The following is a 25,186-nucleotide window of genomic DNA, read 5'->3' as shown; positions in this document are numbered from 1 at the left end:
GATTACAAGAAAACATATATTAAGAATGGAGGATGAAATATGGGACTTAGAATGAAAATCACAGGTAGCGAATCCGTTGATTTGCGTGAGACAAGCATCATCAAAGTGGTATTTGGGGCAGATATTCCTCATGATTCCAACGCCAGATCAACCGATCTTGGTTCAACCGTTCTGGTTGAAGGAAAAATACTGGCATCGGTAGGCGGGGAAGCCGCAGATGACACAAGCAAGCTGGCCAGATGGTCTTTGGTTCCTGCTGAAAATTCTGACTGCTACCGCAATGTCCAGATTGATGTTGTAAACGCTTCACAGGTGGTAAGACAAATTACAATACCAAATGCTTTTGTGGTTGACTACACCGAAGATTTTACAGATGAAACAGGAACAGGCGTATTTAAGCTTCTCATCAAGCAGAAGAAAGACAAGATGAGTACCTTAAAATTTGAAGGCGGATTCAGCGGCGAATAATCGAAAACATATAGAGAAAGGAAGGGATAAATTATGGGATTCACATTAAAAGTAGAAGGGCCGTCTACCATCGACCTGGGAACCATCAGCATTATAGGAGTTAAGTTTCAAACTGATATTCCTCACGATTCCAACGCTCGTTCCACTGATTTAGGAAGCACAGTGGAAATCACAGGAAAGATTTTAACCGCAGTGGATGGAGATCCTTTTGACTCCACCAGACAGCTGGGCCTCTGGTCTCTGGTTCCTGCTGAGAAATCCGATTGCTACCGGAAAGTGACCATCGAAGTCATTGCAGCTTCTCAGGTGGTACGTAAATATACATATCCCAATGCATTCGTTGTGGATTATAAAGAAAATTATGGTGATACAGAAGGAGTTGGAACATTCCGGCTGATCATCAAGCAGAAGAAAGACAAGATGGCGCAGATCGCTGTGGAAGGCGGATACAGCGTGTAAACATGCAGGGGCTGCCAAAATGGCAGCCCTTTTCTGTAAAGGAAATGAAAAATGCTCGATTATTACCAGATTCTTCAAGTGTCTTCCGATGCAACGGAAAAGGATATTAAGGCAGCCTATCGCAGGCTGGCCAAACAGTATCACCCTGACGTGATAAAGGATGATTCAAAAGGAAATAAGAAGATGTATGAGATCCAGGAAGCCTATGGGGTTCTTGGGGATGAAGAAAAGAGAAAACAATATGATGCTGCCCGTACCGGGGATCGGGAGAGAAGCAGAGAGGCGGGGAAAAAAGGTGATCCTGCATCTTATGGAAGAGAACCGTCAAAGCCTGCTCCTGATATGAGCCAGTTTGAACACTTTTTTGGGTTTCAGCCGGGAAAAGGAATGGAGACCTACCGGGGATCAGGAAACGGAGATAAAAAGCAGTCTGGTCCTGTAAACCCGGAGGATCTGTTTGCCGCTTTTTTCGGAACGAAAAAATAAGGAAGGAGCTGAATTGGTTATGGAACGCAATAGAAAATTAAAAATAGGTTTTGACAGTGCAATTTTAATCAGTGCGGTGGGTATCAGTTTTATCCTTCTTTTTCTGGACACCCATATATGGATACGGGTTCTTGCTTATTTATTCGTCTTTTTTTCTGCGTTGGACTTACTGATCCAGCTGAGAAAAAAGGATCACAAAAAATATCAAACTTCCGAAAACTATGGTGAGGCAAAAGCCGGTCAGCTGGTGCTGTTAGATGAACATGATAAACCATTAAAGTCCTGGGATCTGGCCGGAAAAACAGCACTGATTCTTGGAAAAAAGAATGATGAGGAAGAGGTTGATGTGGATTTGACGGAATGTGAATACAGTACATTTATCAATGACCAGCATGCGGTTCTTAACTTCTGCCTGGATTCCTGGTATCTGGAGGATTTAGGCTCCCAAAATGGTGTAAAGGTCAAAAAGGTGGAGGATGGCGGCTGTTATCAGGTGACCAACCGGCCATGCAGAGTTTCGGCGGGAGATGTGATATACCTTGCAAGCACCCGCCTCTTACTTACATAAGAACAAAGATTGGAGATTGAAACATGAGCTTAGTGAGATGCCCCAATGGACATGTTTTTAACGCAAGGCGTTACGGGAATACCTGTCCTTACTGCCAGATGAAGCTGAAAGAAGAAACAGAGGATAAAAAGCCTGCAGGATTTGAGCCTGCCATGGAACTTTTACAGGAAGAGGTTCTTCCGGTCTGCGGCTGGCTGGTATGCATATCCGGTGCAAGAGTGGGGATGGACTATAAAATCCACAGCGGTAAGAACTTTGTGGGCAGGGGAGACGATATGGATATACAGATATTAGGAGACAATGAGATCAACCGGAAAAACCACACCATCATTGTCTATGATCAGAAAAAGCGCAATACCGTTATCTTACCGGGAGATGCGGCTGGTCTTGCTTATTTGAACGAAGAAGCTGTATACGTGCCAACGGAATTAAAGCCCTATGATGTGATTGAACTGGGGAAAAGCCGATTTTTATTTGTGCCCTTGTGCGGAGAAAATTTTGAATGGAATGATCAGAAATGACAATGACGATAATGAGTGGTCTGGGCGTGATTTTATCCGTTTCCGTCCTGGGAAGAATTCTGCTTTTTGCAGGTGATAAAAAAGCAAAAGAAAAAATGATGAGACAATCCGCCGGAGGAGAAGCCATCTGCCAGACGACCGGAGATCAGGAAATACAGGCAGATGTTGCCGGAACCATGAAAAGTTCTGCCGGTACACTGGCCGTATTATCAGATGGGATTGGAAAGGCAAATACCGGTAAAATCTGTGCACAGATTGCGGTGGATACTCTTCTTGACGCCTATCTTCCATACCAGGTGCTTCATAATCCGGAGTATTTTTTTAAAACCTCTTTTTATGAGGCAAATTCCAGAATCCAAAAGACCATAGGGGAAAGAAAAGGCGGTGCCTGCCTGGCTGCTGTCTTTTTAAACGGCCGAACCTTCCATTATGGTCTGGCGGGAGATATTAGGGTGGCCCTGGTGAGAAACCAGGAACTGATTCCCATAAGCAAAGGCCAGACTCTTGATGTACTTGCACAAAATGCGTTTCATGAAGGAATTCTTACCAGATCGGAAGCTGTTTGGACGATGGAAGAAAAACGGGTATGGAACTATCTGGGATTAGATGGCTTTCATGAGATCGAAATAGCCAAACAGCCCATTGTCTTAAAGCCAGGGGATTTGATCCTGCTTCTTACAAAGGGAATTTATGAGGTTCTATCCTGGGCGGACATTGAGGACATTCTTCTAAAGGATTTTACGTTAAAGGAAAAAGCTGACACCATTGTGATGGAGGCGGAAAGAAAAAAAGGCCTGGAGAAAGAAAATGGGAGCGTTCTGCTTCTGAGGGCGGAGGTACTTAATGAGAAGAATTAATTCTGAGTTTCGGACACAATATATTTCCGAAGAAGGGCAGAAACTGACCAACCGGGATTATTTCGGCTTTGTGGAAATGGATGATTATGCCTGTTATATATTGGCAGACAGTCTTGACGGGGAACTGGAGACGAACAGTGCCAGATTTGTGGTGGAAAGCCTGATCCGCAGTTTTGTGGAAGGACCCACCATGAACGCAAAAAAACTGAAGCATTTTATGAATCAGGCCCATAAGGAGCTGTTAAAACAGCGGGGCGGAATGCATTTGAAGGCTTCCGTCACCATGGTGGTCACAGATTATAAAAAGCTTTGTTACTGCTACGTTGGAAACAGCCGGTTTTATTTGATCAGAAATGCAAGGGTTCTGATTAAAACAAAGGACCAGTCCCTGACCCAGAATCTGCTTCAGGAAGAAAAAATTACTTTGGATCAGGCAGCGGCCCACGAAGAACGCAACAATCTTTATTCTTTTCTTGGAGACCGGGGGCAGCCGGAAATACTTGTGTCAAAAAAGGTTCCGTTAGAAAACGGAGACAGCTTTGCACTATTTACCAGAGGCGCCTGGGAAAATTTAAGCGAAGAAGAATTTTTGGAGATTTCCAAAGATGCCAAAGAACCCCAGGAGATTCTGGAAAAAGCGGAAGATATTATTCTTGGGAAACAGGAGACGGAGGAGGTAGATAATTATAGCCTTGCAGTCACCTTTGTGGATAAGGTTTACCAGTCTCCCAAAAAGAAAATTACATTAAAAAAGGTTCTGCTCATTGCTCTCCCCATTCTTCTTTTGGCGGGCGGCATCAGCCTTGGACTGTATTTAAAGCACAAAAGCGTAAAGAACAAAGAAGACAGTCTGGAACGGCATTTGGCCAGCGGGGAAGAATACCTAAAGTATGACAATTATTTAAAAGCGTCGGAGGATTACGGAGAAGCAAAGAAACTTGCAGACAGTTTAAAAAAGAAAAAAATATCCAAAGAGGCGGATCAATATAAAAAGCTGGCGGAACAGATCCTTCTTTCCGATGAGGCTATGACAGCCGGTGATTATAAAAAAGCCCAGAGCCTTTACCTAAAAGCCAGAGACTTATCAAAAGAGGCCGGAAATGTTGGGAAAAAGTACATAGATGCACAGCTGAAACAGACCCTGGATTATATTGATGTGTTTGACTTGATGGAAATTGGCCAGAAAAAGGAAGAGTATGGAGATTTAAGAGGGGCCATAGATTCCTACCGTAAGGCCAGAGATAAAGCGGCTGCTCTTTATTTTTCCGAAGGAAAGGACGAAGCCTTGAAAAAGCAGGCAGCGCTGGAAGAAAAGATGGAAAAGGATGACCAGAAAACAGCCGCGGCCGCTGCGGCAGCAAAACAAGAATCCGAGGCAGCAAAACAAGTAGAAGAGGAATCCCAACAGGCAGAGGAAGAGAAAGCCAAAAAAGAGGAAGAAGAACAGCTGGAGCTGGAAAATAAACAGAAATTAAACGATCAGAAAAATGCCATTGAGCTGGAAAATAAGGCCAACGAGCTTTTGGCAGAAGGAAAATACGAAAGTGCGGTTACCTATTACCAGACAGCCCAGGCCATTTATGTCCGTCTGGAAATGACAGAGCTGGCAGATGGAATCAATGGAAAGATCAAAGCGGCAAAAACCGCAATCAAGGAAGCGAAGAAGGAGACTGCCGAGTCAGAAAATACTGGGGAAGATGGCCCTGGAATGAGCAGGAAAAAGTCCGATAAATAGCAAAGTGAGGAATGCACATGAGCCGATATACCTATACCTTACACCCGGGAAAAACAGAGCCGGAAAAGGGCACCTATAAAAGGAGCAAACTGGAAAAAATGACGACATTTCAGCTTCGGGAAATATGCCGGAAAGAAAAGCTGGTAATACCCTCAGGGAATACCATGGACCGGGAGGGTCTTACACGTCTGATCATGCGGTTTCGGGGGCAGAAGGATTATCGGCATATTGCTGAGGCCAGCGAAGGTGGGATAGAGCGTCTTCAGGAATATTTTGACCGGAATGAGATAGACATCAGCTCCGGCCAGGATGTGATCTTTCCCGGCACCATTGTCCTTTATGAGGGAACCGGGCTCAATGAGCTGGATCAGTATCAGGTGGAATCAAAGATTGCTCTATATGAGGGGAATCTTCTTCTCATTGATGAGAATTTTCAGATCTATACCTGCTTTTATATAAAAGAAATACAAAATACATGGAATTTATTCCAGGGACCAGGTATGCCTGTAAAACCTCTTTTAAAGCACCAGTATTCCATTCTTTATTTTCCAAATGAACGGGATTCGGAGTTTTTATATGACTGCTATTATGGAAATGCAAAAAATATTCCGGGTCACATGGAAGCCCTCCGCATTCCCCTTTTAAATATTGAAGTCCGACAGGTGACAGAAACAGATCTTCCATTAGTCATTGACTTTGGAAGCTCCAATACCACCATGGGCATCTGCCTTTCCGACGGAACCACTAAAATTGCCAGAGCGGGAAACGGGCCAATCATTCCCAGTGTGATCGGCGTGGAGGAAAGAGGCGAGGGCAGGCACGGATTTTTATTTGGATATGAAGCACTGGCACTGGAAGAACAGAACTATCAGGACGAGGATGTTCCCGTGTTTTTTGATATTAAGAGGTGGATCAGTGATCCGGACCGGTTGGAAGGAGTCATTTTAAAGAGTGGGTTTAAGTATCAGATTTCCAGGCGGGATATGCTGCGGGGATTTTTGGAGTACTTAATAGAACTTGCAAAACAGCAGTTTAAATGTCAGTTTAAAAACATTCAGTTTTTGGCACCCATCCGTCAGAAAGAGAAATTTCAAGAGCTGTTTAAAAGTCTTCTTCCCGAATATAACGTAAGCTGTGAGCTTGATGAGGGAATGGCAGTGCTTTTCAACAGCATTTACGGGATGATCCGGCAGAATCTGTATGAAAAAGGGCGATGGTATCAGGCTCTGATCATCGACTGCGGCGGTGGCACCACGGACCTTACATCGGGACGGTTTCTTATTGATAACAGCAGAGTATCCTACACCATTGATTTGGAGACCCGGTACGAAAACGGTGATACGAATTTCGGAGGCAATAACTTGACCTTCCGCATTCTGCAGATGCTGAAAGTCAAGATTGCCAAAGCACTTGGCTATCTGGAGAAAGAGGATGTTATAGAACTGTCAGAAAGAGATACCGCGGATTGTCTTTCTGAACAGTACCGCAAAGCAGAAAATTTTCTTCCCACCCGTTTTAGGGAGTATGAGGAACGAAGCAGGGATCAGTATTTTAAGGTAAAAAATAATTATTATTATCTGTTTCAGCTTGCAGAAAAAGTGAAAAAATCCTTTTTCCAAACAAGATACCAGTATGAACTTTTCATCAATACGGAAAAGGATGGAAAGCCGGATGAAATGTTTTTGGATAAATGGAAGCTTTCGGTACGCTGCAAAGACGGTCTGACCCACATCCAACAGGAGATCCGGTTTCCATTTTATTTAAATGAAATCGAGTCTGCTTTAAGACCGGATATTTACCATGTGATGGAGCGTTTTTTAGACCAGAAATTTGAACAGGGGGAGCTTCAGGAATATGAAATGCTTAAGCTGACCGGCCAGTCCTGCAAATCCGGTCTGTTTACGGAAGCCTTAAAGCAATACGTTCCAGGTAAGCTGATTCAGAGCGCAAAACGGGAAGCCGATGAAGCGGAGCTTAAAATGTGCTGCCTGGAAGGGGCGCTGGCGTACTTTATGAACTGTAAGCGCGGCTACATGAAGGTGAATCAGGATTACCAGGTACGGACCCTTCCCTATGAGATCATGGCTTATACCCATGAAAACCAGGAAAAGGTCCTGATCCGAAGTTTGGATGAGGAAGACCATATCGGCTGTATTTCCCGGTTCATGGTGGGAAAACAGCTGGATCTTTATTTGAGCGACGAAAAAGGAAAACGGCTGAAAACCTATTACTTTGAATACGATACGGAATCCTTTACCCGAACCACCCAGGAAGAAATCGACCGGGATTATGCAGGAAGCGTGATTCAGGAGGAAACGGATACGATTTTAGAAGGAGAAATGAAATTTTTTGTCTGGGTATCCAGAAAACGCTGGGGCTTTCTCGTGCTTCCAATCCTTCGGGAAAACGAGGTGCTTTATAAGGGGAATGAGACATTTTTTGATTTCGAGGATGATACCTGGGAAGAGAACTTTTTTGATGGGAGGAAGTAAGAAATATGGATCAGATCGAAGAGATGAAAGCAATGATCCGGGAAGAGATCCAGTCCATCAGCGATTTGGAGGAGCGGATCGTATTTAAAAATCTGATGGAGGGGGTATTTCTGGAGTTATATGAAACTAACGTCAAAATGTACCAGATGTTAGAGGAACGGGTCATGAATGATCTGGTATATGACATCAACCGGTACCTCATCCGTACAGGATTAGTGGAACGGTCCTATATGGATAAGTCCCATCACCTCATGTCTCCCATGTGCGAGGAAGATATGGAAAGTCCGGTCTATGAGGTTTCCGATGTACGCAGAAAGCTAAAGGAAGAAGGCAAGTTCCGTGTGGCAACTGTTTTTCTTCAGTGCGATGCCCTGGAAGTGAGAGAAATCTTGAAAAACCAGGAGGGCTTTACCGGAATTATAAAGGCCGGAAAAGAATATTCCGTTGAGATCCGTTTGGAACCAAGCAAACGTTACCTGGAACAAATGGAGCACCTTTACCACCTTTTTATGAAAAACGGAATTCCCTGGAAGACCATTAATGCTCCTTATTTATTTAAAATGGTGGATATCTGTATCACCAGTTTACCGGAAGAAGCAGAGGATAAGGAAGCGGTAACAAATTTTGGAGGAGATTTTGGCGAGTACAATCAGTTTATCCACTATGATCTGATCCCCATATGGAACGTCTGGCACCTAAAGCTGGAAAGCGTAGGATTTCCGGTGGCCTGCAGTGACCATGAAAACTATGAACATGTGATTTCCATAAGGGATTACGGAACCGGACATGCCTATTTGGTGGAAGAGAAGGCAGGTATCCGAAGCGTGCGTCAAAGCGGTGAAAAGCTTTTGGTGACCGGCAAGATAGCCAATGCAAAAAAATGGGATGTTTACATGATCCGAAGCGGTTCAGACCATAAGATCGACCGGTACACCTATCCGGTTATGGAGAATTTGAGAAAAGACGGATTTGCAGAACGCTTTCAGGGAAAAACCGGACAGATGGTGAAAACAAAAGGGGAACTGGAGCGGTTTATCCGGGGATTTGGACTGGAAAATTATATAGAGTATCAGGACTGCGTTTTGGAAGAAGAAAGCCAGGAATTACTGGAGACCTACCCCATGAACTTTTTCATGGAAGATGAAATCCGGGACCGGAAAGGGAAAAAGCGGCTTTTGATCTATTTTAAACCAAAGGGGAAGGACCGGTGGCTTTTAAGGGATTTGGCAAGCTTTGTAACTTCTGAAGTACAGGAATTATATCCGGAATATGAGTGCGGAGGGAAGCTGGTATGAATTATTTATGGGAAGTCATGCTGCAGGTGAGAAAACAGGGAATGCCGGAAAACAGCATCCGATATCAGATGCCTCGTGAATTCAGCGCTTACATGGAACTGTCCGCCCCATGTTTAAACCAGGAAATTATGGAAGAAGAGGCTGTGGTTGAAATAAATCCATATTACCGTTTTTACAATATCTTTAAAGACTTTTTCCGGCCGGATTTAAAGGAATTCCCAAAGCTCAGGGAAAATCTTTTTCATCTGATTTTCCATATGCTGGCTCAAAATGATGCCCTTTCCGGAATGTCAAGAGAGGAATATCATAAAAAACTTCTGTATCAGGATCTAATGGATTATGCCTTTGGAGCGGATGCCAAAGAGGCTGTGGCCTTATTTGACCGGGATGAAAGGGAATTTATTTTAAGCGGTTTGTTAAAGCAATATGAAACAGGAAGTTCTCTGGATATGTTTAAGGACATGATGGAGGCTTTGATTCCCAATAACATTGTATATCATAGCTGTCAGAACTCCTACGAAATCCTGGTCTATATCGGACGGAAAAAGGACAAGAGCCTGGTGGATAAAATGAATTTTCTGATCAAGATGTTTGTGGAGCTGCCTTACCATGTGGAAATATATTATGAGTATCATTTTGGAATTATGGGTATTGAAGAAACCATGTCCATGGATGAAATAATCTTATGCTGATGGAAGGAGAGAATATGTTTCAATACGATTATCCCCAATTTGAAAAGAAGCGTTTGTTGAGAGTGGAGATGCTCGATAAGCTGAGGGACTATCCCAAAAATTTCCTGGAACTGTGGTTTCAGGATTATGGAGACGGGGTGGTGAAGGGCTGTGAGATTACCTGGGATGATGGAAGGCTGACTATTTCTTCGGGCATGGTCATCTGGAAGAAGAATCTTTATTTTATGGACAAGCCCTTTGTAATGGAATGCAGGGCCGAGGATAAGATCCGCTATCTAAAGGTGCAGTTTCTGGCTGAAGTAAGGGAGGCCGGGAAGATTACAGGTAACACCAGAATCTTTCTGGAAGATAAAAAGCCGGACCCTGCCTGTGAAATGGAACTTTGCAGATTCCGCCTTCAGGAGGGAGCAAGATTAAGAGAAAGCCATGAAAACCTACAGGATTACTCCACGGAATTTGATACCGTCAATCTCATCCATCAGCCCTATGCAGCCGTCGGAGAGAGCACGTTAAACCCATGCATTATCAGGCAGTTTTCCAAAGAAATGTTGAAAAGCCGGTCTTCGGACCCGTATGATATCAGCTTTTCTACAGCAGCTCTTGGAAATGATGGACACGTTACCGCAGAACTCATTCGGGAATATCTATCCTGCAGACTGGGGGAGGAATACGGAGAAAAAGGAAATGCCGCCATCTACCGGGGCCTTTTAGAGGTTTTGAGAACCCAAAAAAGCGGAGAGACCAAGCGAGGGCAGGGCAGTCAGGGAAAACGAGGCATGATGCTTTTATAAGAAGGAGGATTACCATGTATCTGGATGAAAAGATTGCGCAAATGGAACGGGAACGGAGAAAAAAAGAGAAAGAGAAAGAAAAAGAAGCAACAGCTCCTGTCAAAAAACTGACCTTGCAGGAGGCTCTGGAAGGGATCTGTGCAGGGGAAATGAGACTTTATGAGGGGGAACATCTGGAGTTTGAGACCCATGTCTATTCTTACCAGAAAGTTCCCATGATCCTATTTAAAAATTTTCATCAGGCGTTCAAAGAGGACAAAGAAGGCGTAATTTATATCAATCACAGCAAAGAGGTCAGTCAGATCCTTTCCTGGCCCAAAGCAAAAATCAAGCCTGTAACCTTTGACCAGTGGAGCAATCAGCTGGTGAACGGAATGGCATCAAACGGTCTTCATGCAAAAGTGGGAGAAAAAAAACAGTTGGATTACTTAGAATATATCTGTTTTGATGTACCTACTGGAAAAGGGTGGCTTTATAATATCGTATTTCGCAGAAAGGGAAAAGAACAGTCACTTACCGGAAATTATAATTGTCTCAAAGAGGATAAGGATACATACGGGATTATTTTGGAAGCAATGATAGTGGCAATGGATCAGTGGTTTGCACAAGGAGAAGGGGGCGGTCTTTTTGGAAATCAAAGCAGGGAAGAACAAGGAGAATGACAATGGAGCGGTTACCTACAAAGACCTCTATTTAGGGGCTATGGGAATCGCTTATTTTCGTAGAATCAAAATTACGGAAAAGCCGGGAGAGCATGCATTTCTTTTCGTGGAAGCAGTTCTTGACAGCGAAATGGATGAAAATGATTTTCATCAGATCCAAAATACCATTTCCCTGGTGTACCGGCAAAAGGAAAAGGAGCACGTGCTGTTCTATGGGGTTCTCCACAATATTTCCATGGACCGGGATGGAGATGAGTATGTCGTATGCATCGAAGCCTGGGATGGAACCCGTCAGATGGATGTGGAGAGAAAAAAACGGATTTTTCAAAACCCCGAGATGGGAGTACATAAATTAATCAGCCAGGTGATGGAAAGCTATCCGGGGTCTGACCACATGGTCCATATTCCGGACACTCCCATCGGCCAGCTGGTGGTCCAGTATGAAGAAACAGACTGGGAATTTTTAAAACGTTTTTTATCCAAATATAAGGAAAGCTTATATCCGGACCCGGCATTTCCCAACATTCGTTTTGAGGCCGGGCTTTCTCCAAAGCCGGAGGAACAAAACTGGGATGACCTTCCATTTACCTTGTCTCAGGATTTTATTTCTCTTGAAGCCATGAAGGAAAATGGCTGTCAGGAGCTTACCCGTGCCCAGAATGCCGTTTATGAGGTTGTATCCTATGACATTGTATCCATCGGTAGCCAGATCACCTATAAAGGCAGTCCATGGTTTGTTGAATCCGCCATACGGATGCTGGAAGATGGACTTTTAAAAAACCGGTACCGGTTAAGACAGAGAGATGGACTGAAAATATTGCCTTATTACAACGAAAAGATCACGGGAGTTTCTATTGACGGAACCATAGCAGCCGTCCAGAGAAATCAGGTACAGGTAAATATGGATATTGAGGCTGGAACCGGTGAAAAATACTGGTTTCCATTTTCCACAGTGGCAGCTTCTTCCGATGGCAGCGGGTGGTATTGCATGCCGGAAAATGGAGAAAGCATCCGGGTTTACTTCCCTGTGGCTGACGAAAAGGAAGCCTATGTGGTGACCAATGTCAAAGGCCATAAACCAGAAGAAGGAAATCCTTCAGATTCCATGGGCAATCCAAACACACGGAATATCCAGACTGCCCAGGGGAATCAGGTCCAGATGACAGCGGACGGAGTTTTGATCGCTGCAGGAGATAGTCAGGGAAGTATTTTGTTAAAGAAAAACGGGGAAGTGATTTTAAATGCCATAAAGGATATCAAGGTTTTGGCGGCGGAAAATTTAAATATAGCAGCAAAGAAGGATTTAACGATTAAGTCTCAGACCTGTGTAAAAGTGGCCTGCCAGTCGGGGGCAGATATTGAAATAAAAAAAGGAACGGTAAACTTTCACGGAGATGAAATTCACGAAAATTAGGAGGCGGTTATATGGCATATGCAGCAGAACAGATCGTGATAAAAGGAATTCCCGTTGAACAATTAAACGAACTCACCCTGGACTGCACGCCTGGGGAGCATGGGAGTTTAAGACTAAATGGCTTTCTAACATCGGAGGATGGCGAAGAAGCCTTGTTTGGGTTTTCCGAAAATGATTCCATAGCAGTTTATGTAGACGGGGGGAAACCGATATTTTCGGGTATATTGACCAAGGTTCTTGTAGCCGGAGAGGGAGGGACCGTAACAATTCAGGCAGAGGCTAAAAGCCGGAGCATTCTTATGGATCAGAAAAAAAAGTCCCGGTCCTTTCAGGACACCTCCATGTCTTACAGCCAGTTATTTCAGTTGATTTTAGCAGATTATCCGGGCAGCGAGATAAAGCTTTCGATTCCGGATAAGCCCTTAGGGGAAATTGCTGTTCAGTATCAGGAGACAGACTGGCAGTTTCTAAAACGGATGCTGTCCATACTTAACGCCGTTTTAGTCTGTCGTCCAAACGCAGATTCCATTTGTTTATATGGCGGAGTACCGGATATTTCATGGGGAAATTGGAAGTTTGAAAAAACCGGTTACCGCAAGGAAATGGGAGAATACAGCTATTGGGTGATGGAAGGAACTTCTGTCAGTGATAACGATTTTCTTGTTCTTCAAGGGGAGACCAGTCATGTTCCTGAAATTTTTGAGCAGGTACAGACCGAGGGGAAAACTTTTGTGATCCGCCGTCTTACCTATGAACTGGAACGGGGGCTGCTCCACTGCCGCATGGAACTGCAGAAGAAGGAAGGGATTCTTTCAAGACCCAGGTATCCCATGCATTTGATCGGTGTGGCTCTGGGAGGAAAGGTTTTGGATATATCGGGCACCAAAATAAAGATTCATCTGGATATTGATAAAGGAGGAGCAACCGATGTGTACTGGTTTCCATTTTCCACCTTATCTGCATCACCAGATGGCAGCGGCTGGTACTATATGCCGGAAAAACAGGATAATGTACGGATTTACTTTCCGTCCAAACACACTAAAGATGTAATTGCGGTCAGTGCGGTAAGCTCCTATGACGGGAAGAGCGGGGGAGTACCGGATCGCATGGGAAGTCCTTCTACCAAATATTTAAGCAATCCACACGGTCAGGAGATGAAGCTTGCTGCCGATGGAATCTATCTTTCTGCCAGCGGAGGCGCAGCCAGTGTCAAGATCGGAAACGGAGGGGATGTAACGTTAAGTGCCAAGGGAACCATACAAATCGAAGCGGAAAATAGCATAGATATCTCTGCCGAAGAGGATGTATCTTTTGAAGCTCTCGAATCCACTGTTTTGACCTGTGTAAAGGGAGGGGCAATCAAGATGCCGGCGGACGGAAAGCTGTATATCCAGGGAACCGAAGTAAAGGTGAATTAGGAGGAGTTTATGACAAGAAAGGAAGCACTCCGGAAATTTCATGAGGAAGAGATGGAATATCTGGAAGAAAAAAAACTTCAATTTTACAATGGTCTGCAGCAGCAGGCAGAGGAACTTTCCGGTGAAATCCGGGAGGCTTTTAAGAATCTAAAAGAGGAAGTGCAGCGGTTAGAAAAAGAGAAAATCATGTTTTTCTATTTTTCCCTTCTGCGAGTGGATATGCTTGGCGGGGAATACCGCTTTTTTCTCCAGGCATTTGATGCCAGATGGTATATGGATTCGGAACCGGCAGAGACCACATTTTCTCTGGATTTTCTTTTTTCCACACTGGAGGAAGTAAAGAAAAAGCTTACCCTTGACGCCGGTAAATATATGGGGAAGATCAATCGGTATGATATCTCTGAAATATTACAGAATAACGCCATGGAATGGAACCACATACTGGCAGGAGAACTTCGCTTTTTATTCCGGGATATTGAAGAAAATAAGGATTTTGCAGAGATACCAAAGCTTGACACCTGGGGGATTTACTGGGGAGAATACCGGGATGCCAGTGAACTGATCGCCTTTGTGGACAGAGAAAAAAAGTACCAGAAAGACTGGGAGAGGGCACTGCGTCTTTCCAAGGAACAGGAGGATGCTCTTATTTCCAAGTACTGGTATTTCATGGACGTTAAGGAATCGGATGGAAGAGGAAAATACCTTTTGTTCAATGAGTTTGAAAATTGTATATTAACGCAAATATCCTTTGACGATTCCAATCTTTCCGGCTCCCGGTTTAAAGATTGTACCATCAAAGGCTGCAGTTTCCGCAATGCAGTGATTAGACAGGCAGATTTTGTAAATTGCAAATGGGAAGATAATGATTTTACCGGAGCCGACTTAACAAACTCAATCTTTTTAGAAAAGGATATCCCTTTCCTTCACATGGAGCCGGAGCAGCTTCAGACCATACTGATCGACAGGAGGGCAAATGGATGAGATTTTTTACAATGGAACAAGATAAAACCTTACCGGATATAATCCGCTTCCGGGATTTTGATATCTGCGGACCGAGACATATTTTCTATAAGGAAGATGCACCGGATCTGGAAGCATCAAGCATGATGTATCTGACAAAAGACAGTGGAGAGGCGGCTCCTGATTTCATTCAGAGTCCGGTTTATTTAGTCTCGGACAAGGTAAAAAAGGTCCTTGATCTCTATGAAGATGACATGGTGTTTAAAACCGTTACAATCGCAGATAAGGAACGTGAGACCATCCGTGTTTATCACCATCTACTTTTGGAACGGCTCAACGTATTTTCAACTGAAACTGAATTTTACTCCAATGGAAGCGTAAAGAAGCTTGTTCTTGACCCGAAAAAGATTGGAGAACATAAAGTGTTTTTATTAAATGATAAACGTTTTCTCAATCCCCTTATCAGTCTGGAAGCAGTAGAAAGTCTTTTGCGCAGAAATGTGATGGGAATTGTATTTAAAGAAGTGGAGGTGGGAGCATGGCAGAATTGACGGATACCTATGTGGTACACGGAGCATGTACAACCTGTTCCAAAGGAATGAGGGCCAGTAAGGTGGTACTTCATGAATCCCATGGAATTTTTTTACGGAATCAGGCTCAGATGACCATTAAAGACTGCAAAGGAGACTATAACGTTATTTGCTTTGGGGGCTGCTATAGCATGGAAAACCCCAGTACCAAAGAAGAAGCAGAAAAAGTGCAGAAAGAAGTGGAGGAAGCATGTCCGGATACATTTACAGACAAGGTCATGAACTTGTTTTCCGGCGGAAAAAAGAAAAAGAAGAAAGAGGAGCCTGCGGACAGTGAAACCCCTCAGGTAGTCGGCGTTTGTACCCCCCATATCATTGCTCAGGAATGGGATCATGGAAAAGATGGGGTGAACACGGAGGAAGAACGTCCTTTGATGGGAGGAGCCAAACTGTACTGCATGTATGGCGGGGTGATTGAGATCACTGAGTCAGGGCAGCCGGAGGCAGGGAGTTAAATTTCAAAAAAGGAAAGTTTGATGTAATTGTTAGAGGAGGACACTACTCGGATTCTGATACAATCGAAGAAATTTTATCAATGAGAGAAAAAATCAAAGATTATATATTATGAAGTGGAAAAATGAAGAAAAATAGAACGATTATTTTCTGTTTCGTTTTTCTGGCAATGTTTCTTATGATGACATTGATACTAATTAAATACAATTCTTTTATCAGAACAGATTCTGTGCATCAAAATACCTGGGTAGAAGATGTTTTAAAAAATCTTGATTATTATACAGATTATTTTAAAGATAATCATACAACAGCCCAAATAGTAACCGATGATGGAAAAGATTATTTAAAACTTAAATTTGATTCCGGTATTGAGGCTGTATACGGAACGGATTTGATAAGAATCAGCACCCAAATAAAATGGAAGTATTACTCAAATGAATATTTGGTGAATGTGGAAATTTACGATATAGATAGGATTGAAAATACCGCACAAGTATCAACGAGTTATGATGGGGGATTCGGCACAACTGTTTGTTATTATCTTCCGGATTTTTATGAAATCAAACCTGATTGGGGAGATTATTTGCAGGCAGATCTGGATGTGAAAAAAATTGTATCAAAAGAAAAATTGCAGGAATTTTATATGAAAGCAGAGCAGATGAAAGAAATGGTTAATAATGAATATCTGAATCGAAGTAAGAGTTCTGAATTCAAAGAGAGTATCAATTAATTGATGTCAACGATGTTATAGGAGAAATTTGCGGAAATGATACAGGGAAGAGCTTATGCTCATCGTGCAAAAAAAGTAAATCATATTGTGTATGTTTTAATATTTTCACTTACCATACCTTTTTTATCTGGTTGTGCCGCAAATATTTCGCCTGAGGAGCGTTTTTCTCATTCAGAAGAAAAGGGAGATGGATATGATACTTATGGCAGTTTTGATGTTCGAGAATTGGAAGAGCAAGTAGAAGGTTACTGGAAGTATTATATGGAGAACGAAAAACAAAAGGGGATGAGAATTCATGATGTTGATAGGTGGAGCAGTCAGTGGATTGAAAATGACCAATGGACCAGGGAAGGAGAATATATAGTAGGAAAAAATATTAACCAGGGACTTTATGTATTCAGAAATAAAGAGGACGTTTCTCTAAATGTAAGCGTTGATATATATAAAGAAAATGTAAAAGGTGAACGCAAGATACAAACGTATTGGACGAAACCTATGTCATTTTTTTATTTAGAAGACGGAGATATAGTTAATATTAATAGAAAAACAGAAATAGCACCCGTTCCTATACAAAATTATCCGAAAATGAAGGGGAATAAGATTTATTATGAAGGTTCGTATATAGTTGGAAAAGAAATACCAAAGGGTGAATATTTTGTTCTTTCAATGGAAATATCGGTTGGAACAGCTTTGGTAACAGACCAAAAGGATAAAACGTTAGCCTTAATTAGCCGATTTGGATATGCAGATATTGAAGATGAATTGGCTGTAAATTTGCAAAATTGCATATTAATTCCAATGGGTCAAAAACCAACTGTTCGTCCTATAAAGTATCAAAATCCAGAAGCAGCATATGGGGAAACTGTATTTGCGGAGGGAATGTATAAAGTTGGCAAAGATTTGGCTGATGGAACTTATAGAATTAAAAATGAGGTCTATAACAATTTATCTGACTTGACGTATAAAGGTTACCACGGAAATGAGAGCTATTATCCCGGTTATTATAATTGGTGTGGGCTTATTGCTGGAAATAAAACTCAGGCAAATCAGTTTGGCTGGTCAGAAATGCAATTGGATTCATATCAGGAAAGCAAAATTAGATATCTTAAAATTACGGATTCAAAAGGTGAAATTAATTACAAACAATTTGAAGGACTTCCTACCGTTACGTTTACAGAAAAAGATATCGGAAATAATGTTGGTTTAATGCGTTGTGTATTGATTCCTGAATAAAATGATGTAAATGTAATACGTTGTGTTTTTCCCAGAATTATCAGGTGATTCATGTAATGCCAGAAAAAATATTATAACGGCAAAATAGAGAAAACTTGAGACAAAAGATCATTAAAAATTAGATACATATGAACGGTTACCTCATGAGTAAGGGGGAATGAGATATGATATTGGCATATAAGGAACTGGAAATAGAGCTTTCATTGGAAGGTATCATTCAGGTGGAAACTTTTCAGCTCAAACAAAAATTAAACAGTCATGGATTTCTTGCTTTGAAACTGTTGGTAGACGGTGATATGGCAGAAGAGTTTGTAAATATGGCTTCCGTTCTTCCCGTGATCGTAAGGGAAGCAGAATACTCCGGGGGACAGGTGGTTTTTCAAGGAAAAATTGAAACCGTTTATACAAAAGTGGAACAGGGACTTCCGTTTTTGTATGTGGAGGCGTATTCCTATACAAAGGACTGGGAACGAAAGGAAAAAAGCAGAAGCTTCTTAAACGGAGCCATGACTTACATGGAGGTAGCGAGAAAGGTCCTTTCTGACTATGGGAGATTTGATATAAAGTCTGAGGCAGGCTGTGACGGGGTTATACCTGAAATGCTTTTGCAGTATGAGGAAAGTGACTGGGTTTTTCTTCGCAGGCTTGCCAGCCATTTTGGAACCTATTTGATGGTGGATACAAAAGACAACTGCGGAAAAGTATTTTTTGGTATCCCGGATTTGGATTATGGGACAAAGCTTGATCGGGAGGATTATGTTCTTCAGAAGGATATGACTCACTATGCAAGAGTTCTAAAGCCTCAGGGGGTTCTTTCCCAGGAAGCATCCAGGTGGAGTATCAGGACGAGACGATATTTACAGATGGGAGAGACCGTATCGTTTAACAAAATTCCTGCCATCGTGATCGGGATGGAGTTTAACACATTAAAGGGAGAGCTGGTTTACCGCTATACTCTTGCCAGGCGGGAAGGAATCCGTAGAGAAAAGGAAAAGAATCCAAGAATCTATGGTATGAGCATTCCTGCCACGGTAAAAGAGCGGAGCGGAAACCGGATCCGGGTCCATTTTGACATTGATCCGGCTTTCGAACCGTCTGCGAAGATGAAGTACTTTACATATGCCATTGAAAGCAGCAGTTTTTACTGTATGCCGGAAGTGGGCAGCCAGGTACATATTTATTTTCCGGAGCATGACGAACAGAGCGCGGTTGCTGTCCATGCTATAGGGAGCGGAGAAGGAAGCGGCGGCGGGGGAGGTAAAAACCCGGATAATAAAAATTTCTCTGACCCCAGCGGCAGCGCCATGGATATGACAAAGGACTCATTAAGCTATGCGCCTGATTCCAGCGGTTCTATCTTGCTGAGTCTTAATAAAGCAGGCTTTATGTCTCTCACCGGAAAAAACATCAATATAAAGACCCAGAAGGGGCTGATGGCCGGAGGAGAAACCCCGGTGCGCAACTTAATGATTTCGGGAGAAAACAAGGTGACTCTTCAGGTAGGAGACGGCGGTGATGACATTGTTACCATGGAGGAAAAGACCGATGTGAAATCCGCTCTTGTGACACACAAAGCGGATTCTCATCCGGAAGCAGTCCCTTCTGCCGGTGACATGGAGGCGGAGCTGACAAAAAATGATGCAGAGAACCGGGAGGCACAAAACAATGCGCTTAGAGATTCCCTGATTGAAACAAAGCAGAACAGCAAAAGCAAATTCATAAGCGGTGTTTTAAGTGTTGCCACGGTGGTGGGGCTTACGGCCTTAACGGTGTGTACTGGCGGAGCAGCGGCTCCTTTACTGGTTGCGGCAGGAGTGAAAGCGACGTTTGCGGTTGCTGACATAGCAGAAGGGTTGGATGGGCACAGTAAGGTCAATAACCTGGATGCTTCAAGGCCAGCCAATTTCCTGAGGGATACTGTATTTGGCGGAAATGAAGACGCTTATAATATGGCATCAGCCATAACCGATGTGGTTTTTGATGTAGTCAGCGGAAAGGCACTTACAAAAGCAGCCCAAATAGGCAAATTAAGCAAATTCATGTGTCCCAAATCCCAGGTTGCCAATTTAGTAAGCCAAGTGGGAGGCTCTGCTATTTTTGGTGCAATTAATGAATATCAGGTCACTGGCAGAGTGGATATAAAAAACATGGCATTCAACGGTGCCCTCGGTTTGTTTAAGGGGGGAACCGGTAATATCTTAATGGGAAAAGCCCAGAGCTTGTTCAAATCCTGCGGTGCAAAAAAGATTGTAGGCGCCGGAGTGCAAACTTTGTACGGAACGGTTGTAGACGTGGCAACCGATGCCGCCTTGCCGGGAAGAGAAGTAGATGTGGCCCGCTCTCTGAAGGAAAACTTTATATCAAGCGGTCTTGGACAGCTTTTTGGAGAGCCGGTCGATGCAGCTTCCGGTGCATTTTTAATCACTGCCTCGGATTTTATTCTTCCTGATATCCGGGAGTCCATACGATTGGAGCGGAAATACAATTCCACGGTTACGCAGGAGGGCATACTGGGAGCAGGCTGGAGCTTTTCTTATGAGGGAAGGCTTTATCAGGATAAAAACAAACGCCATGCAGTTCTGGATTGCGGTTATCATTTGATTTTCGAGTGGGACGGTGAAAAGGCAGTCAATGTAACCTATGGATGCAGCTGGTTTGAGCTTTTCAAGGATCATGAAGAATGGATCATACGTGACAAAAAGGAGCATCGGGTCTACCGTTACAGCTCAAATGGTCTTCTTACATCCATTACGGACAGAAACGGCCAGGCCATGACATTTTCCTATCACGGAGAATTTTTGGAAGAAATAACCACTGCTCTCGGTTATAAGATCCACGTAACCATGAAGGATGGGCGGCTCATTCAGCTGTCCGACTCTATGGGAAGAACCATGCAGTACCGCTATGAAAACGGTCTTCTGACCGATGTGGTACATATGGATCAGGGAATTACTCATTATGAGTATGATGAAAATGGGTATCTGACGAAAGCGGTAGATCAGGCAAACGTGGCATACCTGGAAAACCGGTACGATGCAAAGGGAAGAATGGTGCATCAGACTCTTGCAAACGGAGATATTTATCAAGCGGAATACGTGGACGAGGAACGGAAAGTCCATGTGTTTAGCAGTGTGGGAAATAAAAACGTTACTTACGAGTATGGGAAGGAAATGCAGATTCTTTCGGTTCTTTATGAAGACGGCACTTCTGAAGCCTTTCATTACAGTGAGGAGGGGTACCGCATCTGGTACAAGGATCGTCTTGGACAGGAAACAGACTGGTCCTATGACTGTATGGGACGTATCACAGAGGAGAAGAAGAAAGGCTGGCTGACCACGGTCTATCAATATAATGAAGCCGGGGATTTAGCAGAAAAGAAAGACAATGCAGGACGGAAGTATGCTTATGAATATGATCATAATCATAACCTGATGAAAGCAAAGGAAAAAGTTTCTTCTGCAGATGAATGGTCCACTACTTCCTATCTTTATGACAGAAAAGGAAGGCTTTTGGAAGAAACAGATTCCTTGAAAAAGACAACCAAATATCAGTATAATGAGTACGAGGGGAAACCGTCAGTAATTATTTATCCGGACGGAGAGGAAGTCCATTTTGAATACGATGCCATGGGGCGGCTGATGGCAGAGGAGGATGTATGCGGCCGTCAGGAGTATGGGTATAATGCCAGAAATTACAGAACCATGGTGCGGGATGGAGAAGGAAACGAATCCCGTTACTTATATGATGGTATGGGAAGACTTCTGGCTATGTATCCGCCAAAAGCGTGGAAACAGCAAAAGGGCGAATATACTTATCAATACGATTTCCTTGACCGCCGGATTGATACGGTGTGGCCGGATGGCAGTCACGAGAGGCAGATACTGGACGGAGAAGGCAATGTCTTAAAGAAGATCCATCCGAATTCTTATGCAGAAGATATGGAAAGCGGAGAAGGAATTTCCTATGATTATGACAGTGACGGAAACCAGATTCGGATTCACTATCCAGACGGAGGCTGCGAGCGAATCTTTTATGATGCCAATGGAAACCGGATCAAACATGTTTTGCCGGAATCCTATGATGCCAAAAAGGATGATGGAGAAGGCTGGCTGTATACATATGATAGCTTAGGCCATCTGGAACGGGTCACCGGTCCGGACGGAAGTCTGCAGGCAGAATATGCCTATGACTTGTTGGGCAATCCCACCAGAAAAACCGATGCCTTAGGACGTACCACCTGGTATACCTATGACTTGAAAGGCCAGCTTTGTGAAATTTACCGCCCTGTTAAGGAAGATGATCAGGAAGTACTGTACCAAAGAACCACCTATACCTATGATGCCAAAGGAAATAAAACAAGCGAACAGCGTTTGGGCGGCTATTGGAGTCTGGACGGGCAGTTGAAGGAAGAAGAAGGAAACGGGCTTCATCTGAAGTTTTCCTATGACAAACGGGACCGTCTGATTCGGGTAGAAGATGGCCAGGGAGCAGCGATCCGGTTCCGCTATGATGTTCAGGGAAAGCGCACTTACGAAGAAAAAACAATTTCCGATGGAATCCGCCAGGTAATCCATTACCATTATGACAGAGCCGGAAGACTGATAGAGACAAAAGAGGAGCTTGACAGCGGTTTGCCTGCTGTGCCAGGAGAAGCCAAAGCGGCCATTACCAGATATGATTATGATGAAAATGGAAACCGCATCCGGATACAGACACCGGAGGGATATGAGATTTTCCGGGAGTATGATTGCTGTGACCGTTTGAGTTCAGAACGGACTTTGGACAAGCAAAACGGCATTGACAGAACCGTGAAGGTTTCTTATGACCATGCAGGGAATATTACAAGGATTGCCCGCCAGGGAAAGGGAAGCGAAGTCTGGGAACTGGATTACCAGTACGATTTAAAGAACCGGATCATCCATGTAAAAGACTGTCTGGGTCCTGTTTTCCGTTATGAGTATGATTTAAATGACCGTTTGGAAAAAGAGATTCTTCCGCAGGGAGAGCAAAGGGCAGAAACAGAAAACAGCTTCCGGTATTCCTATGATTTATACGGAAACCTTCTTTCAAAAACCAATGGAGCGGGAACGGTACTGGAGGAGAACCAGTATTTTGCAGACGGAAATATTTCCCTCAAACGAACAGCCGACGGAAATGAACTTACTTACCGTTATGGGATTCATGGACTGGAAACAGAGGTTTACACCACCAGAAGCAGGAAAGAAGGAAAAGCTGCGCAGTCGTACCGTTATGATGCCAACGGCCGGATGACAGGAATTGTGGACGGAAACCAGAACCATACAGGCATGGACACAGACAGTTGGGGAAGGATTCGCAGCGTACACAATGCAGATGGAGGACTGGAAACCTATACCTATAACAGCATGGGCCTTGTGACCAGCACCACAGATGCCAATGGAGGCGTGATCACCTACCGGTATAACAGCCAGGGAAAGGTTTGTGAAATCGTTGATCAGGAAGGAAACAGTGAGACCTTCCGGTATGATAGGGAAGGCAGGAGAGTACTGTCCATTGACCGGAATGGAAATCAGGTAAAAACCATTTACAATGTGGATGGCAATCCGGTGTATGAATCCGGCTGTGATGAAAAAGGGGAGAATCAGGTAACCAGAAGCTGGGAGTATGATTCATTAGGCAGAAAGAAAAAGGCGGTGTCTGGAGGTTTCTGCTATACCTATGAGTATCGGCCGGATGGAAAGCTGATAAAGAAATCATCTTCGGGCCAGACGCTTGTTTCTTGTACTTATAATAAGGACGGATCATTAAAAACCCTGACGGATGTCACAGGGAAAACGCTATTTTATGGATATGACTGGAGAGGCAATTTAAAGAACATCAAAGACCAGGCTAGAAATGAGATCGTACAATACAGCCATTACCCGGATGGAAGGCTTGAGACCATACGTCATTTCAATGGAGTGAAGACTATTTATGAATACGACACGGACGGAAACATCAGCCGCCTGGCTACGTTTGTCTCGGAAAAACAGCCGTTGTTTGACTTCCGGTATGACTATGATTTGAATGGAAACCGGACAGTCAAAACAGGTATCCGGGTAGTCTTAGGGGAGTTTGATAAGGGCAAAGCAATAAATGGTGAGGATATAAATAAAAATCCAATCGTAACCGGGATTCAATATCAGTACGATTCCATGAACCGTTTATTGAAAGAAACCTACGATGGAGATGCCGTTTCCTATCAATATGACCTTTGCGGAAACCGCAAGGAAAAGGAGTCTGTTGCAGGAAAAGAGACGTACGGTTATAATAGAAGAAATCAATTAATTGAAAAAAGTTTGCAGGGAGAAAGCTGTGCATATGAGTATGATATGCAGGGGAATCTCCTGGAAGAAAATGCAAATGGAAAGAAAAGGAGGTATGGATACAATCCGTTTGGCCAGCAAACGGAAGTAAAAGAAGACAATTTCAAGTTAGAAAATTTCTATGACGGAGAATTTTTAAGAGCCAAAACCTCCGTCAATGGGAAAATCTCCCGTTACCTCTATTATAATGGTGATCTTCAGGCAGAAACCTATGACAATGATACTGTTAAAACGAGATATATTCTTGGATATGGTATAGCTGGAAGTGAGACAGAGGGAAGAGATGGATCCCATGCTTATCATCTGGACGAGCAGAACAGTACTGCGTACATAACGGGGAATCAGAGGACGATTGAAAACTTCTATGAGTACGATGCTTTTGGAAGTTTACGGCAGCACTCGGAAGAAGTTAAGAACCGAATCTTGTATACCGGTCAGCAATACGATCAGGAAACCGGCCAGTATTATTTAAGAGCAAGGTTTTATAATCCAGTGGTTGGAAGGTTCATGCAGGAAGATGTGTATCGAGGGGATGGACTGAACCTGTATGCATACTGTGGGAATAATCCGGTGGTTTATTATGATCCTAGTGGGTATGAGGGAGAAAAATGTAAAATAAAGGGGGAGAATTCTGAAGCTGGGGGTTCGGGGGATGGTCTTACAGGTAGCAATTGGGAATTCAATTCTCAAAAAGATGTCGATCTTAGAAGTACCGGAAAAACATATCAAGATGGACTTGATGAAGCATTCAGGCGAACGGGAGTTTCCAAAGAAGAGTTCGAAGTGACTAAGTGGGGCACTAATGAGTACGGGAAAAGTATACCTGTAGAATGGCAAGGGCCTAATGGGGCGAATGTAAATATGGACATTCCGCAGTGGAATAATGTTAAACCTAATGGACAACTTGGAGAAGGACCACATGTGCCTCATATCGGATATCAAACTGCAGGTAAGGGAAGCAATAGAATTAGGGGACATATATTTGTAGATAGGGTTCCAGCAACGAGAAAGTAGGTGT

At 43.4% G+C, this 25,186-nt stretch carries 20 protein-coding genes; all 20 read left to right on the top strand.

The features are described from left to right. The first annotated feature begins 39 nt into the window (after nucleotides 1-39). The gene (locus VIG27_RS12545; protein ID WP_394522856.1) at nucleotides 40-468 is read left to right on the top strand and encodes a membrane-associated protease 1; all 429 of its coding nucleotides are present in this window, start codon (nucleotides 40-42) and stop codon (nucleotides 466-468) included. A gap of 33 nt (nucleotides 469-501) precedes the next feature. Further along, nucleotides 502-927, top strand: coding sequence for a membrane-associated protease 1 (locus tag VIG27_RS12540; protein WP_394522855.1), 426 nt, complete (start codon nucleotides 502-504; stop codon nucleotides 925-927). A 51-nt stretch (nucleotides 928-978) separates the two neighbouring features. Then, a complete protein-coding gene (locus tag VIG27_RS12535; protein ID WP_394522854.1) occupies nucleotides 979-1,413 on the top strand; it encodes a DnaJ domain-containing protein in 435 nt (144 codons plus the stop codon). 19 nt (nucleotides 1,414-1,432) lie between these two features. Next, nucleotides 1,433-1,981 (top strand): FHA domain-containing protein, encoded by a 549-nt coding sequence (locus VIG27_RS12530; protein ID WP_394522853.1) that lies wholly within the window; start codon nucleotides 1,433-1,435, stop codon nucleotides 1,979-1,981. Between the two features lie 23 nt (nucleotides 1,982-2,004). Next, nucleotides 2,005-2,502: an FHA domain-containing protein gene (locus tag VIG27_RS12525; RefSeq protein WP_394522852.1), complete on the top strand. Its 498-nt coding sequence runs from the start codon at nucleotides 2,005-2,007 to the stop codon at nucleotides 2,500-2,502. Continuing rightward, nucleotides 2,499-3,359 (top strand): PP2C family protein-serine/threonine phosphatase, encoded by an 861-nt coding sequence (locus tag VIG27_RS12520; protein ID WP_394522851.1) that lies wholly within the window; start codon nucleotides 2,499-2,501, stop codon nucleotides 3,357-3,359. Before VIG27_RS12525 ends, VIG27_RS12520 begins: the two co-directional genes overlap by 4 nt. After that, complete coding sequence (locus VIG27_RS12515; RefSeq protein ID WP_394522850.1) at nucleotides 3,346-5,094, top strand: PP2C family protein-serine/threonine phosphatase; 1,749 nt, start codon at nucleotides 3,346-3,348, stop codon at nucleotides 5,092-5,094. Before VIG27_RS12520 ends, VIG27_RS12515 begins: the two co-directional genes overlap by 14 nt. A 17-nt stretch (nucleotides 5,095-5,111) precedes the next feature. Further along, nucleotides 5,112-7,586, top strand: coding sequence for a hypothetical protein (locus tag VIG27_RS12510; protein WP_394522849.1), 2,475 nt, complete (start codon nucleotides 5,112-5,114; stop codon nucleotides 7,584-7,586). 5 nt (nucleotides 7,587-7,591) lie between these two features. Beyond that, nucleotides 7,592-8,881: a hypothetical protein gene (locus VIG27_RS12505; protein ID WP_394522848.1), complete on the top strand. Its 1,290-nt coding sequence runs from the start codon at nucleotides 7,592-7,594 to the stop codon at nucleotides 8,879-8,881. Further along, nucleotides 8,878-9,573: a hypothetical protein gene (locus VIG27_RS12500; protein ID WP_394522847.1), complete on the top strand. Its 696-nt coding sequence runs from the start codon at nucleotides 8,878-8,880 to the stop codon at nucleotides 9,571-9,573. The genes VIG27_RS12505 and VIG27_RS12500 overlap by 4 nt, the downstream gene beginning before the upstream one ends. A 14-nt stretch (nucleotides 9,574-9,587) precedes the next feature. Further along, a complete protein-coding gene (locus VIG27_RS12495; RefSeq protein WP_394522846.1) occupies nucleotides 9,588-10,364 on the top strand; it encodes a hypothetical protein in 777 nt (258 codons plus the stop codon). Nucleotides 10,365-10,378: 14 nt separating this feature from the next. Next, the gene (locus VIG27_RS12490; protein WP_394522845.1) at nucleotides 10,379-11,026 is read left to right on the top strand and encodes a hypothetical protein; all 648 of its coding nucleotides are present in this window, start codon (nucleotides 10,379-10,381) and stop codon (nucleotides 11,024-11,026) included. Beyond that, nucleotides 10,992-12,440 carry a contractile injection system protein, VgrG/Pvc8 family gene (locus tag VIG27_RS12485; protein ID WP_394522844.1) on the top strand — a complete coding sequence of 483 codons (1,449 nt, stop codon included), beginning with the start codon at nucleotides 10,992-10,994 and terminating at the stop codon, nucleotides 12,438-12,440. Before VIG27_RS12490 ends, VIG27_RS12485 begins: the two co-directional genes overlap by 35 nt. 11 nt (nucleotides 12,441-12,451) lie before the next feature. Next, on the top strand, nucleotides 12,452-13,858 hold the full coding sequence (locus VIG27_RS12480) for a contractile injection system protein, VgrG/Pvc8 family (RefSeq protein ID WP_394522843.1): 1,407 nt from the start codon (nucleotides 12,452-12,454) through the stop codon (nucleotides 13,856-13,858). A 9-nt stretch (nucleotides 13,859-13,867) separates the two neighbouring features. Continuing rightward, nucleotides 13,868-14,839, top strand: a complete 972-nt coding sequence (locus tag VIG27_RS12475) for a pentapeptide repeat-containing protein (RefSeq protein WP_394522842.1) — start codon at nucleotides 13,868-13,870, stop codon at nucleotides 14,837-14,839. After that, on the top strand, nucleotides 14,836-15,369 hold the full coding sequence (locus tag VIG27_RS12470) for a hypothetical protein (RefSeq protein WP_394522841.1): 534 nt from the start codon (nucleotides 14,836-14,838) through the stop codon (nucleotides 15,367-15,369). The genes VIG27_RS12475 and VIG27_RS12470 overlap by 4 nt, the downstream gene beginning before the upstream one ends. Then, nucleotides 15,357-15,863 (top strand): DUF4280 domain-containing protein, encoded by a 507-nt coding sequence (locus VIG27_RS12465; protein ID WP_394522840.1) that lies wholly within the window; start codon nucleotides 15,357-15,359, stop codon nucleotides 15,861-15,863. The genes VIG27_RS12470 and VIG27_RS12465 overlap by 13 nt, the downstream gene beginning before the upstream one ends. Nucleotides 15,864-15,985: 122 nt before the next feature. Then, nucleotides 15,986-16,591, top strand: coding sequence for a hypothetical protein (locus VIG27_RS12460; RefSeq protein ID WP_394522839.1), 606 nt, complete (start codon nucleotides 15,986-15,988; stop codon nucleotides 16,589-16,591). Nucleotides 16,592-16,627: 36 nt separating this feature from the next. After that, entirely contained in the window at nucleotides 16,628-17,824 is a 1,197-nt protein-coding gene (locus VIG27_RS12455) for a hypothetical protein (RefSeq protein WP_394522838.1), read from the top strand. A 164-nt stretch (nucleotides 17,825-17,988) separates the two neighbouring features. Next, the gene (locus VIG27_RS12450) at nucleotides 17,989-25,182 is read left to right on the top strand and encodes a polymorphic toxin type 47 domain-containing protein (protein ID WP_394522837.1); all 7,194 of its coding nucleotides are present in this window, start codon (nucleotides 17,989-17,991) and stop codon (nucleotides 25,180-25,182) included. Nucleotides 25,183-25,186 lie beyond the last annotated feature (4 nt).

Source organism: Lacrimispora sinapis (assembly GCF_043633585.1).
Classification (GTDB): domain Bacteria; phylum Bacillota; class Clostridia; order Lachnospirales; family Lachnospiraceae; genus Lacrimispora; species Lacrimispora sinapis.
The sequence above is the reverse complement of the archived record's forward strand: the minus strand, read 5'-3'. Positions and strand labels throughout refer to the sequence as shown.